Origin of the sequence: Gillisella vitis (genome assembly GCF_021559775.1) — a bacterium.
In the GTDB taxonomy this organism is placed as follows: Bacteria; Pseudomonadota; Alphaproteobacteria; order Rhizobiales; family Rhizobiaceae; genus Allorhizobium; species Allorhizobium ampelinum.
Genome location: NZ_CP056047.1, coordinates 1,727,746 through 1,740,969 on the forward strand (window position 1 = coordinate 1,727,746; position 13,224 = coordinate 1,740,969).

Annotated in this window: 12 protein-coding genes and 1 tRNA gene; 4 read left to right on the plus strand and 9 right to left on the minus strand. The window is 56.6% G+C overall.

All coding sequences use genetic code 11. The features are described 5' to 3' along the window. Positions 1-99 precede the first annotated feature (99 nt). From AVCG78_RS08215 to AVCG78_RS08235, 5 genes are all read right to left on the minus strand, one after another. Entirely contained in the window at positions 100-678 is a 579-nt protein-coding gene (locus tag AVCG78_RS08215) for a hypothetical protein (protein WP_071205033.1), read from the minus strand. A gap of 99 nt (positions 679-777) precedes the next feature. After that, the gene (gpt, locus tag AVCG78_RS08220; protein ID WP_070151014.1) at positions 778-1,275 is read right to left on the minus strand and encodes a xanthine phosphoribosyltransferase; all 498 of its coding nucleotides are present in this window, start codon (positions 1,273-1,275) and stop codon (positions 778-780) included. Positions 1,276-1,597: 322 nt separating this feature from the next. Beyond that, on the minus strand, positions 1,598-2,437 hold the full coding sequence (locus tag AVCG78_RS08225) for a universal stress protein (RefSeq protein WP_015916291.1): 840 nt from the start codon (positions 2,435-2,437) through the stop codon (positions 1,598-1,600). A gap of 224 nt (positions 2,438-2,661) precedes the next feature. Further along, positions 2,662-3,444 carry a competence/damage-inducible protein A gene (locus tag AVCG78_RS08230; protein WP_071205034.1) on the minus strand — a complete coding sequence of 261 codons (783 nt, stop codon included), beginning with the start codon at positions 3,442-3,444 and terminating at the stop codon, positions 2,662-2,664. A gap of 375 nt (positions 3,445-3,819) precedes the next feature. Beyond that, positions 3,820-5,787, minus strand: coding sequence for a methyl-accepting chemotaxis protein (locus tag AVCG78_RS08235; RefSeq protein WP_071205035.1), 1,968 nt, complete (start codon positions 5,785-5,787; stop codon positions 3,820-3,822). 587 nt (positions 5,788-6,374) lie between these two features. Here AVCG78_RS08235 and AVCG78_RS08240 point away from each other — a divergent pair. After that, positions 6,375-6,459: transfer RNA gene (locus AVCG78_RS08240), tRNA-Leu, on the plus strand. Between the two features lie 374 nt (positions 6,460-6,833). Here the strand turns inward: AVCG78_RS08240 and AVCG78_RS08245 are convergent. From AVCG78_RS08245 to AVCG78_RS08255, 3 genes are all read right to left on the minus strand, one after another. Further along, on the minus strand, positions 6,834-7,307 hold the full coding sequence (locus AVCG78_RS08245) for a chemotaxis protein CheW (protein ID WP_015916294.1): 474 nt from the start codon (positions 7,305-7,307) through the stop codon (positions 6,834-6,836). Between the two features lie 516 nt (positions 7,308-7,823). Then, the gene (locus AVCG78_RS08250) at positions 7,824-8,261 is read right to left on the minus strand and encodes a DUF1489 family protein (protein ID WP_071205036.1); all 438 of its coding nucleotides are present in this window, start codon (positions 8,259-8,261) and stop codon (positions 7,824-7,826) included. A 45-nt stretch (positions 8,262-8,306) separates the two neighbouring features. Beyond that, entirely contained in the window at positions 8,307-9,710 is a 1,404-nt protein-coding gene (locus AVCG78_RS08255) for an L-serine ammonia-lyase (protein WP_071205037.1), read from the minus strand. A 486-nt stretch (positions 9,711-10,196) separates the two neighbouring features. On the opposite strand from AVCG78_RS08255, the gene AVCG78_RS08260 reads away from it, so the two are divergent. The 3 genes from AVCG78_RS08260 (at position 10,197) to AVCG78_RS08270 (ending at position 12,555) form a co-directional block, all read left to right on the plus strand. Further along, positions 10,197-10,970: a DUF599 domain-containing protein gene (locus AVCG78_RS08260; RefSeq protein WP_174089674.1), complete on the plus strand. Its 774-nt coding sequence runs from the start codon at positions 10,197-10,199 to the stop codon at positions 10,968-10,970. Between the two features lie 128 nt (positions 10,971-11,098). After that, entirely contained in the window at positions 11,099-12,067 is a 969-nt protein-coding gene (locus AVCG78_RS08265; protein WP_071584590.1) for a DUF1624 domain-containing protein, read from the plus strand. Positions 12,068-12,078: 11 nt separating this feature from the next. Further along, positions 12,079-12,555 carry a methyltransferase family protein gene (locus AVCG78_RS08270; RefSeq protein WP_071205654.1) on the plus strand — a complete coding sequence of 159 codons (477 nt, stop codon included), beginning with the start codon at positions 12,079-12,081 and terminating at the stop codon, positions 12,553-12,555. 147 nt (positions 12,556-12,702) lie between these two features. Here the strand turns inward: AVCG78_RS08270 and AVCG78_RS08275 are convergent, their stop codons facing one another. Next, a complete protein-coding gene (locus AVCG78_RS08275) occupies positions 12,703-13,089 on the minus strand; it encodes a MerR family transcriptional regulator (protein ID WP_085946629.1) in 387 nt (128 codons plus the stop codon). Positions 13,090-13,224 lie beyond the last annotated feature (135 nt).

Genomic DNA, 13,224 nt, shown 5'->3' on the forward strand with positions numbered 1-13,224 from the left:
TTCCTCTTCCAAAAGCTAAAAATCCAAAAGCCCCTGTGCTTGAAAAAGCGCAGGGGCTTTTTAATTCAGGGATGGAATGGAAGGGCGCTGACCGGCGGACTAAACCGCCGTCACAACGCCAACGATAAGAGAAACCGAGACGAAAGTGAGCCAGACAGCGGCGACACGCTGGAGGATATGCAATCTGCCCTGGCCGCCATGCCCTGCCTGGGTCAATCGCCCGGCAGAGCCCCAAAGCAAAGCCACTGCGCTGACCAGCAGGCAGAACAGGCCAAGACAAGGCAGGAAATTCGGATTGCCAGGAGCGGGAAGAAGAACGAGACCGAACACCAATGCCTTGGGATTGAGCGCGGTCGTCAGATAGATCCGGCCCGCTGTGATGGGATTGAGCGCATTGCCCTGCCCCGGCATCTGCCAAAGGTTGAAGGCGATGACCATCACCCAGATCGCCGCCGCGATTTTCAGCAGGACGGCAACGGCAGGCCAGCGCGTCATCAGCTGATCTCCCAGATAAACCAGCGGCAGGATGGTCGTCAGATAGCCCGCCAGTTCCGCTGGCACAATACGCGACACGCGCGCCAAACCGCCTTGAGCACCGGCAACGCCCATCAAGGTATTGGTCGGCCCTGGCGCCAGAAGCAGCACCAGGACGGCGGGAAGAAAAGTTGCAATCATCATCAGTCAATCCATTATCAACAACAGATTGCCTTTTGCATGGGAACCATGGCCGACGCATTGACAGCGATCAATTGCGCCGATCCATAGATTGCAAGGCTTTTAGCCCTTGGATCCCTTGGCAATCGGTTCCTGATAGGTAAAGCCCATATCCCACGGGAAATAGATCCAGGTATCCTGGCTGACCTCGGTCACGAATGTATCGACCGTCGGCACGCCTTTCGGCTTGGCATAGACGCAGGCAAAATGCGCCTTCGGGATGATAGACCGCACTTCTGTGGCAGTCTTGCCGGTATCGGTGAGGTCGTCGATAACAAGCACGCCTTCGCCGCCATTGGTCAGCAATTCCGGCGTAATGCCCTTCAACAGGTTGAATTCGCCCTGGTTGACATAGTCGTGATAGGAGGCGACGCAAACCGTCTCGATCAAGCGGATATTCAGCTCACGCGAAATGATCGCCGCCGGAACCAGTCCGCCCCGGGTGATGCAGACAATGGCGCGAAACTCCTGCCCAAGCCCGGCCAGGCGCCAGGCAAGCGCCCTGGCATCACGGTGGAATTGATCCCAGGCAACGGGAAAGGCTTTATCGGGAAGAGACATGCAAGGGCTCCGCGCATCAAGAAAAGACAGAAGGAAAGGCAACCGAAGCGCTTCGCGTTTCAACCGCCCGCCGCGTCATCGCAGCAAAAACGAAGACAGTGACGCCATTCAGCTTGCGCATCGGCCCGGAAACCGCCCGGCTAGAAGAGCCATGGGCGCAGCAGACCTTGCGCAAAAGCCCTTTCGGCTCCTTGTCTTTCTCGGTGCTATAGCGGCAATCTGCCCATGAAGGCAAGAGACGGAAAGAGGATGCCGGAAACAGTAAGGCATCCGGTTAGAAACCGAATGCCTTACGTCAACACATTTTTCAATTCAGTTCTTATCAGCGCGAAAGCAATGTCAGGGCCGTCATGGAATCCAGGACGGTGCGGGTCACGCCACCGAACAGCACTTCCCACCAGCGTTTATGGGAATAGGCTCCCATCACCAACAGATCGATGCTCTGGTCGGACAAGCGGTTTTCGATATGCGCCGCCGCCTTCAATTGCTCCTGATCCTGCTGGGTCACGGTGACATTGATATCGTGGCGGCTCAGCGTCGCGGCGATTTCGGCGCCGGGCAGGCTGCGTGAAAGATCGTCACCGCTGCTATCGACCACCGAGAAGATTTCAACGCTTTCAGCCTGTTTCAGGAAAGGGAGGGCATCGAATGTGGCGCGTGCCACTTCGCGTGATCCGTTCCAGGCAATCAGCACCCGCTTGATCGGCCGCGGCGTCTTCAGGATGTAAGGCACGAGAAGCACGGGCCTGCCGCTATCAAACAACGCCGTTTCCAATTCGCTGCGGTTATCCGAAAGCGAACCGCTTTCTCCCTGGGCCGCCACGACCAGATCGGCGCAGCGGGCGCTGTCGACAAACGAACCTGTCGAGCCGACGGAGGTCACGAAATTGCGCCATTCGGTCGACACGCCTTCGCGCCGCGCCACCTCGGCGAAGATCGCCTCTATGGCCCCGGTTTCCTTATGGGCCAGATCCTGCATGGCCTGTACCGCGACCGGATCGGGTATTTCCATCGGCGCGATCAGGGGCATGCCGGCGACCGCTTCGCAATGAACGCCGATGACATGGGACCCGAACTGTTCGGCCAACGCAATGGAAAAATCAGAAACCTGCGCTGCCGTACGGCGGTTGTCGAGAACGCTCAGAATTGTCTTGTAAGCCATTGTCATCTCCCCGCAAATTGCTCCGACCGAACATCGTCCGAGCAAAAGCATACTGCATCGTGGTCTGGGCGACAGGAAGACACGCTTGCGTCATCCCGCCCAACCACCGAAAAAGATAATGCGCCGAAACCACGCCGGTTCCTTGATTTCGCTCAAGGCTGAATTGGGATTTCGCTCAAGGCTGATCTGGAGTCCCACTCAAGTCTCAGCCACGCGGGACATTCTCAGGCCTCCAGCACGGTCTTGCCGCCGGTAATTGCCGCAATCATCTCCTCGACATCAAGAACAGCGGCATTCAGAACATCTTCGGCCCTCGCCCGCACCACGAGTTCGGTGTGAAAACCCTTGGAGCCGTCATAGCGCGGATAAGAACCGATGCTGGTCTGCGGATGCGCCTTCTGAACGGCGGCCAGCGCCGTGCCGATCTCGCCTTCGCCATAGGGACAGGCAATTGCCCGCGACAGAACACGGACGCCACCGGGCAATGTCTTGACGACATTTTCGAGCATGGCCTGAAAAACCTGCGGGACTCCGGCCATGACATAGACATTCTCCACCCGGAATCCCGGCGCGGTGGAAACCGGATTGGCAATATGCTCCGCGCCTTGCGGCATGCGGGCCATCCGTTGGCGCGCCTCGGTAAATTCCAGGCCACGGCGAGCATACATTTCCGCCATCAGCGCCATGGCCTTTTCGTCATGCAGACAAGGCAGGCCGAAAGCTTTTGAGATGGCATCGGCGGTAATATCGTCATGGGTCGGGCCAATGCCACCCGAGGTGAACACATGGTTATAGCGGCTGCGCAGCGCATTCAGCGCCTCGACGATTGCCTCTTCCTCATCAGCGACAATCCGCACTTCCTTGAGGTCGATACCGGCGAGGGTCAGCACATCGGCCAGATGGCCGATATTCTTGTCCTTGGTGCGGCCGGACAGCAATTCATCACCTATGGCAAGCATGGCGGCGGTGACGACCTGAGACGGGGAAACGGAGGTGGAATCGGACATGGCAGGGCCTTCTAACGGACTTTGACGAGCTGGGACGAACTGGAACTATCTTTGGCTAACCGCATAATTCCCTCAATCGGGTCCGATTTAAGGTGACGACCAGGCAACGGATCGGAAATCTTGCGGCGGCTTTCGTGCATTTACTCGATGCATATCGATGTAACGTCATTTTTGCGAGACTGGACCAAACAGAGAGATGAAATTATCGGCTACGCCATTTTTTCGTCCTTGCCCCTCGCCCGGATTCTTGTCCATCCATCCGCCAAACAGCAAGCCGCCCTGCGTGAGGGAAAACGCAGGGCGGCTTGAGCAACAAGACGATAGAGCAGAAAAGTGAGCACCGGTTTTCGGAAAATCCGATGCTGTCACATGGTCTTAAAACTCTTCCCAGCTTTCCTGCTTGGCTGCGGTATTCATGCCGAGTGCCTTGGCGACCTGACCGACCATGCGGCGGGCGGGTGACGCGACAGGCCTTTGCCCGGCGCTGGCTGGAACAGGACCAGAGGATCTGCCTCCAGAAGGGGCGGCATTGGCCACTAAGCCTGAAGAACCAGAACCAATCTGGAACTGGCCGACCAGATGGCGCAGCTTTTCCGCTTCATTGGCCAGCGACGAGCTAGCGGCGGTGGCTTCTTCCACCATGGCGGCATTCTGCTGGGTAACCTGGTCCATCTGGTTGACGGCGATATTGACCTCAGACAGGCCGACGGACTGTTCTCGGGCCGAAATGGCGATGGCATCGAGCTGGCCATTGATGGCGACGACATGGCCTTCGATCACCTTCAGAACTTCACCGGTTGCCGTCACTAGCTTGACGCCGTTTTCAACTTCGCTGGCGGAATTGCGGATCAGGTCCTTGATTTCCTTGGCAGCCTGGGCAGAGCGCTGGGCAAGTTCGCGCACTTCCTGGGCGACCACGGCAAAGCCCTTACCAGCCTCACCTGCTCGCGCCGCTTCCACACCAGCATTCAGCGCCAGAAGATTGGTCTGGAAGGCGATTTCATCGATCACGCCGATAATGTTGGAGATCTGGCTGGACGACTGCTCGATTCGCTGCATGGCGTTGACGGCATTCGAGACCACTTCGCCGGACTGCCGGGCCGACTGGTTGGCCTGAACGGCCATAGCCCGGGCCTCTTCCGCACGCTTGGAGGAATTGGAGACATTGGTGGTGATCTGATCCAGTGCCGCTGCGGTTTCTTCCAGCGAGGCTGCCTGTTGTTCGGTACGCTTCGACAGGTCGTTAGCGCTCTGGCTCACTTCTCGCGAACCGCTGTCAATCGAGCTGGTCGAGATGGCAACGGACGACATCGTGTCACGCAATTGCTCAACCGTGCTGTTAAAGTCAGTCCGCAAACCTTCGAATTCACTGGCAAAATTCTGGGTAAGCTGGAACGTGAGATCCCCAGCCGAAAGCCGCTTCAAGCCTTCCGCAAGACCAGACGTTGCCTGGGCCATTTCAGCGGCGCGCTTGGCATCGGCCTCGGCAACGCGCTGACGTTCCACTTCGCTCATGTCGCGGGCCGCCGCAGCCTGCTTTTCCAGTTCACGCGCCGCAAGACCGTTATCCTTGAAGATCTGCACGGCACGCGCCATGGTGCCAATTTCGTCACGACGGTCTGTGCCGTCTACCACTGCCGAAAGATCACCACCGGACAGGATGCCCATCTTGGCGGCCAGATCGCGGATCGGGACCACCAACCAGGCACGAATGGCAAAAAAGCCAATCGTCAGAACAACAATGAGGCCACCAATCACCCCAGCCACAGTCATCAACACCGTGCTATTGGTCAGATCAGTAAGGTCATTGCTTTCAGTATCGACCGCCTTGCCAATTTCCGTCACTGCTGCCGTGAAACGCGGGGAAAGCTTTGCAAATTCCGGCTGGCATTCCTTCAGGAAGACAGCCTGGGATTTCTTCACATCCTCATCGGTTGTCGCGGCTTTGCCGACCTGCAAGGCATTGGCGCAGGCCTGATCGAAAATTTTCAATCCCTCAGCTTTCAGGGCGGGGATTTGGCTATTGGTGGGCATTGCCGTTGCCGCCGTGTCCATAAAGCTGATGAAAGAGGTTCGGTTCGCCTCAAATTCCTTTGTCGCGGATTGATTAAGCTCATCGGTGCGCGACAGCATGACATCCGCCAAGGACGCTCGGACCGCCTGCAAAGACCTGTTGGCACGGGCCATGCTCAGCGAGGCCTTAGCCTCCTCATTCAAAAGGCCGCTATAAGCGGAGTCAATCGTTTGCAACTTCAGCCCGGAATAGCCAGCTACGCCAAGCGCAAACAGGCCGAAGATGGCCATGATGGATAGAAATTTCCCGATGATTGGCAGATGTTTCATCTCGTTTCCTCGTCACTCCAGGCAGGTCCGCCTTCGAGCTGATAGTGTGTGTAGTTCTCGATGTGCCGGGCCGGCTAAAATCCTCCCGCCGGTCACACAACGACCTCTTGCCGCAGCACAGATTGCCGCAGCCGTTCCCATAAATGTAGGGGGGAAGCACTAACATTTAGTTACGTCTAAATTTCAGATATCTCATATCAATGCAATCGGCAGCGCATCGTGGCCTGTCAGCCCGCTGCCGAAAATGACACTTGAGCGAATCGCGGATAGAGCATCGGACTGGGAACGGGCATCAGCTTTCGGAAAAGCCGACGCAAAACAAAATTATGCAGCAGATATAACGCGCTACAGCGGATCTTTCTGCACCATTTATGGCTCACGGCACTGTAAAGCAGCGCATCGGATCCAGTTTTCTGCACGATGCAGTTGCAGCAAGGCAAAAACCCCTCGTCACGAGATTGGGTGTTCAGGCCACGGCACAGCGTAAAGGTCTCGAAACAGAGAGGCTGGCTTCGCCTCACGACCCAAAGGAATATCTGAAACACCCTCTTGCAATTCCGCGTCAGGTCGTTGAAAACGCTCTTCGCGCGGACGTGGCGAAACTGGTAGACGCAAGGGACTTAAAATCCCTCGGAGCAATCTGTACGGGTTCGACCCCCGTCGTCCGCACCAGACACGAAAAACCCGTGGCCTCACATCCAAAACAAGCTGCACGAGAAATCGAACTCGACTGCTAGAGCATGTCGCGCAAAAGTGTGCAGCGGTTTTGCGGTAACGACATGCGTAAAAACAAAAACTTAAAGCGTGTTGCTTGAGGCTGATAAGCCGCAACACGCTTTAAAAACATTAATCTGAAGTGCTCTTACTTGTTTTATGCATGTCCGGATGGAAAACCGCTTCACACTTTTCCTGGAAATGCTCCGGTATCAAACCAGACAGTCTCAAAGGCCATCTATGCAAAACGCCCCGGACCGGGGTCGGTCCAGAGCGTCAAAATAAACAGGCAAAGCGCGCAATGCCACGCTTCAGATAAAGCGCAAAACTCTTTATACCGCCATGCCCCAGTCGTCTGCGTCATTAACGCCAAACATGCGCTCAAGGTTGAGGAAGCAAATCATGCTTTCACCCTGGGCAATGATACCGTCGGAAAAGGCGGCGCTTGGTCCGGCTGCCTGCGGCAAGGGCTGCAAGCGGTCGGCCGGGATGGTCAGGATGTCGGAAACGCCATCCACCAGCAGACCAACGGTCACGCCATTGACATCAGCGACGACCACGGCGCTGCGCTGGTTGACCTCGGAATTGGCCATGCCAAGCTTGACCGCAAGATCGACAATCGGGATGACCGTGCCGCGCAGGTTCATCACGCCCAGCACTTCGTAAGGCGCATGGGGGAGCGGGGTGACAGTGGCCCAACCGCGAATTTCACGAATGGACGTGGTTTTAACGCAAAATTCCTGCGCATGAAGCCGGAAAGCAATGATCTCCAGAGAGCCCGCTTGCACCAGATGCGATGTGGTCATCAAATTTTCTCCCAGCTTTCATAGGTTTGGGACAGTATTTTAGCATATACGTCCTTAAATCGCTGCCGATCCAGACAATCACGTGCAATGCAAGCCTCTGCACCGTGAACCGCCCGACTTGCAATCTATGCCGTAATCCTGCCAGCCTTCGATTGTGCCTCTGCTAGCCACACGTGGCCACTTTGCATTCCTTGATCAGAAACATAGTTGATGCGTCTTAACCGTTAGTGAATTCAAATATAAATTCTGAAAGGACCGTACAGCATACCGCAATCAAAACATAGAAATGCAACCTAACCGATTGAACGGCCTTATCTATTTCAAAAAAATCGATTTCGGATGAAAGAATTATCCATTTAAAAAATGGTCCATATGCCAGTGCATCGCGCTGGAAAATACAAAGGCTCGAAATAGGGGGACCGTCCACGCCTCAGCGAAATCTCAAACACATCAATGCCTTAAGGCATTCGAAGATGGAATACGCCGAATCGTTTTTAATGGCTGTTCGGATAAGGCCTATAGCAGTCCGAGTTCGGCCAGTTCCCGCTTCAAGTCGTCGGGCATGTCATCCAGGCCGGCACCGCCGGCGGAAAGATCACGCGGGGCATCTTTCGGGTCCAGATAGCGCCAGCCCTGAAACGGGCGGCGTGGCGCTGGCGTGGTTTCAATGACCTCAGGGCCAAGCACCAGTTCGCAGCGGTTGATACCATCAGCACCAGTGACGCTGACAATATCCAGCAGAGGCTGGCGGGCTGCAACCTGACCCTTGATGATCCAATAAAGCGAGCCGCCGTCCAGCAATTCCTCAACCCGTTTGGGCATCATCCGGGTGACATGCGAACTTTGCGGTGCCAAGCCAGCCGACACCGCCACCAGGGCGCGTTCCGCGACCCAGTGCTTGAGATCGTCGATGCTATCGGCACCGACACAGAGTTTGATGAGATTGAGCGCCATGGGTTTTGCAGATAGACCTTTCATGCCGCAGGTCAAGCAGTAGCGTTAACATTCCACGACATTGACGGCCAGGCCACCAAGCGAGGTCTCTTTATATTTCTCACTCATGTCATTGCCTGTCTGGCGCATCGTCTCGATACAGGCATCTAGCGGTACGAAATGGCTACCATCCCCCTTGATGGCCAGCGAGGCCGCCGTCACCGCTTTGACGGCACCCAGCGCATTGCGCTCGATACAGGGTACCTGTACCAGACCCGCCACGGGATCGCAGGTCATGCCGAGATGATGTTCGAGCGCAATCTCGGCGGCATTTTCGATCTGCTCCGGGCTGCCGCCCATCACCGCTGCCAATCCTGCCGCAGCCATGGCCGCTGCCGAACCCACCTCGCCCTGGCAGCCGACTTCGGCACCGGAAATCGAGGCATTGTGCTTGATAATGCCGCCAATGGCCGCAGCCGTCAGCAGATAATCACGCACCCCCTCCTGATCGGCATCGGGATGAAAATGCAGGTAATAGCGGATCGTTGCAGGCACGACGCCTGCTGCCCCATTGGTCGGCGCCGTCACCACCCTGCCGCCAGCGGCATTTTCCTCGTTGACAGCCATGGCATAGACTGAGAGCCAGTCATTGGCCAGCAGGGGGTTTTGGCGGTTGGAGCGCCATTCTTCCTGGAGCTTGTCATGGATGTAACGGGCGCGGCGCTTGACTTTCAACCCGCCGGGCAGTTCGCCCTCACCCCGCAAACCGCGATCAATACAGCCGCTCATCGCCGTCCAAAGCCGGTCGAGGCCTTCGTCCAACGCCTCGCGGCTCAGGGACACCTCCTCATTGGCGCGCTTCATCTGGGCAATCGTCAGCCCGGATGATTCCGCCATAGCCAGCATCTGCCGGGCGGAGGCGAAAGGATAAGGCACTTTGACGGCGTGAGTTTCTGTCTTCTTCGTCTTCTGCACGGCAGCAAGCTCGATATCGGTCACCACGAAACCGCCACCGATGGAATAATAGACCGTCGTCAGCAGCAAGCGACCCTGTTTGTCAAAGGCCGAAAACCGCATGCCGTTGGCGTGACCTGCCAGAGGCGTCTTCTTGTCCAGCACCAAATCGCTGGCCGGATTGAACTGATAGGCCGGATGCCCGGTGGGACAGACCTTGCCGCTGCGCTGCACCTCGGCGACAAGCTCCGCCATCCGGTCCGGATCGACCCTGTCGGGCATCTCGCCGGTCAGGCCGATGATAACGGCGCGGTCGGTGCCATGACCAACGCCTGTATAGGCCAGCGAACCGTGCAGGCTGACCTTCAGTGCTGCGACCTCGGCGCCAGCCGGGCGCGGCCAGTCATTGGAGAGGATCAGATCAAGAAACCGGCCTGCTGCCGACATCGGCCCCATCGTGTGCGAGCTGGATGGCCCGATGCCGATCTTGAAAACGTCGAAGACGGAAAGAAACATGCAAGGACCCTACCCGTGAAGCCGTAGCCAATAGCCTAAACTCTAGCCTTATCCTCGGCAAATTCGTGATGAAGGATCGACATTCAGTGAAACCGCAGCGACAAAAACCGCAAAACAAAAACAGCGCGGCTCGTCTCCAGCCGCGCTGTCGTCCCCCGCCGTAAAGCGGATTTCTACCGCAACAAAGCGGCAGGCACGAGGCCAATCCCCCGAAAGCCCCCGAGCACAGCATGGATAGACGATTTGGCGGCCTTGCTCAATCGCTGACAGGCTGGGAGCCGCATATTTCTTAAATCGCGCCGCAAGCGCGTGGGTATGAGCGATTCACGTCCTCAGTTGACAAAGATAATTGATATTGGCGCTTTGCGAATGGACCTTAGACCATCATGATAAAACAGGATGAAAAGCACAGATTCGCAATTGTCATCCACCTGTCCCTCTCCTAGATCTGCCCATTACCCCAAGATTTGAAAGACAATGTCGGACATGACCCTTCTGGATTGGCTTGCTCTGCTGCTGTTTTTCTGCGGCTGGTTCGGCCTGGCTTTTTTAACCAATGGCCGTCTGATCAAATCCCGCCTCAGCCTCAGCCGGATCATGGCGGAGCGCCGACGCGCCTGGATCTTCAATGCGCTGAAGCGCGACCTGCGGATGATCGACACGCAGATCCTCGCCGGTCTGCAAAACGGCACTGCCTTTTTTGCCTCGACCTCAATCATCGCCATCGGCGGCTGTTTTGCGATGCTGGGCGCCACCGAAAAGGTCGATCTGGTGCTACGGGACCTTCCTTTATTCGGGGCGGGCGGGCGGGCCGCATTTGAATTGAAAGTCTGCGGGCTGATCGCGATTTTCGGCTATTCTTTCTTCAAGTTCGGCTGGTCCTATCGCCTGTTCAACTATTGCACCATCCTGTTCGGCGGCCTGCCCATGCATGCGGAAGTTCGCCAGGACCCGGCCGCAGCCGAAGACGCCGCCGAAACCGTGATTGCCATGAATGTCATCGCCGCGCAGAATTTCAATTCGGGCCTGCGGGCGATCTTCATGTCGATGGGCTATCTCGGCTGGTTCCTGAACGCCTATATGTTCATGGCGACAACGGTACTGATTTTCTTCGTGCTGATGCATCGCCAGTTCTTCTCGAATGCCCGGCTGGCCGCCATGCTGAAAAATCCGCTCTCCGCGCCAGGACACATGACAGCAAGCCTACAAACCAGCCCCCATCCTGCAACCAATGGCGACAGGTCATCTGGAATGTCGTAAAGGACCGTGATGCCAGGTGTCATTAAAATGACCTTGGCATAACTCGAACCAAGGGCATGATCTGCCCCGGTGACCATTTGCCATCCCAGCATGTCCGGTCGCTGTAGATAGCTGTTTCAGGACATCGCGTGGCTTTTCAAACCGAATCTCACCTTCCCGCCAAATCCCCCCCCCGCATTGGCCTGCTTGATGCAATGCGCGGGCTCGCGCTGCTGGCTATGGCTTCCTATCACTTCAGCTGGGATCTGGAATTCTTCGGCTATCTGCCACCGGGTACGGCGGAAACCGGGGTTCTGAAGATCTATGCCCGCTGCATCGCCTCGACCTTTCTGTTCCTGGTCGGCATCGGCCTGGTGCTGGCGCATCGAAATGGCATCCGCTGGAAGTCCTTTGGCAAGCGACTGGTGCAGATTGCCGCAAGCGCCTTTGCCATATCCGTTACCACCTATCTGGCCATGGGGGCAGGCTGGATCTTCTTCGGCATTCTGCATTCCATCGCGCTGATGAGCCTGCTCGGCCTGGCCTTCATTCGCCTGCCGGTGGTCGTCACGCTGGGCGCGGCAATTGCCACGCTGATCCTGCCGTTTTATGCGCGCTCGGCTGTATTCGATGCACCCTATTTCTGGTGGCTTGGCCTGTCCGAAACAATTCCGCGCTCAAATGACTATGTGCCGGTGTTTCCCTGGTTTGCCGCCGTATTGTTTGGCATTGCCAGCGCCCGCCTCGCCCTGCGGTTCGGCCTGTGGCAAAAGCTGGCAGCCTGGCCATCCGGCCCAAAATTGCTCTCGCTTGCGGGCCGCCATAGCCTGGTCTTCTACCTGGTGCATCAGCCGGTCCTGATCGCTCTCGTCTATCTGGCGACGCTGGTCGTCGCCCCGCCCCCACCCGACAGAGCGGCAGCCTATGACCGCAGTTGCCAGCAATCCTGCACGGCTGGCAATAACGATCCCGGTTTTTGCCAACGGTTCTGCGGCTGCACACTGGAGAAGTTGCAGACCGGAAATATACTCGAACCGCTCCAGTCTGGGGCAATCATAGCGGCGCAAGATGAAAGGGTCCTGAAACTGGCGCGGGAATGCACGATCGCCAGCCAATAAAGGGTCCTAACATGAACGCCTATCGCATGAAGCCGCTGAAATACCCATGGCCGCCGCTTCTTTATGTCGGCGCCTGTGTCCTTGCTTTTTTTCTCAACGCCTATATTGCCCCTGTCAGCCCTTTCGAGGAGCAGGAGCCCGTGATGTGGATGACCGGCGCGATGATCGCCACCGGTGCAATCGCCATCGATTTCTGGGCCATCAAGACCCTGATGTCCAACTATACACCCCTCAGCCAGCACCAGCGCGCCCGGCGGCTGGTGACAGAGGGACCTTACCGCTATTCCCGCAACCCGATCTATCTCGGCTATACGCTGCTGATGATCGCGGCGGGAATGATTCTCGGCAATGTCTGGCTGATCCTGGCAGCGCCCCTCACCGCCATGCTAACCACGATGATCGCTATCCGCTGTGAGGAAATGCATCTATTGGTGCGGTTCGGCGTCGATTTCGAACGCTATTGCCAGCATACACGACGCTGGCTTTGACGGAATACCGGAAGCGATGAAGTCAAACGATGACAGCACTGTGCGCCCCATAGGGCGCGCAGTGCTTTAGCTCTCTGTATCTGTTGCATAATTTTATCTTCAAACCGATTTCGGTTTAAAGAATTATGCAATAGGTGTCGGCTCACTCTATGAACCGACACCAATTTCCACCAGACGGGTCAGACAGGCCTCCTCGGCCTGATCCAGTTCCGCAAGGGTCTCGTCGATATCCTTGCGCTTCTGGCGCAAATCGTCTCGCTTTTCATCGATACGCTTCATCATCAGCTTCAATTGGCCGATCTCGCCCGGCGGCTGTTTGTAGACATGGATGATTTCGCGAATATCTGCTACCGTAAAGCCGATGCGACGAGCACGCAGAATTTCTTTGAGAAGATGGCGGTCGGCACCCCGGTAGACACGGGTACGGCCCTTGCGTTCCGGCTGAATCAATCCCTCGTCCTCGTAGAAACGAAGAGTGCGGGTCGATACGCCGAATTCTCGGGTCAACTCGGTGATGCTGTAAGATTTTTTCAAGGCCATGGTGTTCCGTATCGCTCAAGACGATAATCATATTAACTTTTACGTAAAAGTCAATTTTTGTTCACCTCACTGCTTCAAGCTGGGGAACATCGCATCATTTTGACGGATCTTGCCATATTCAAGACGGAT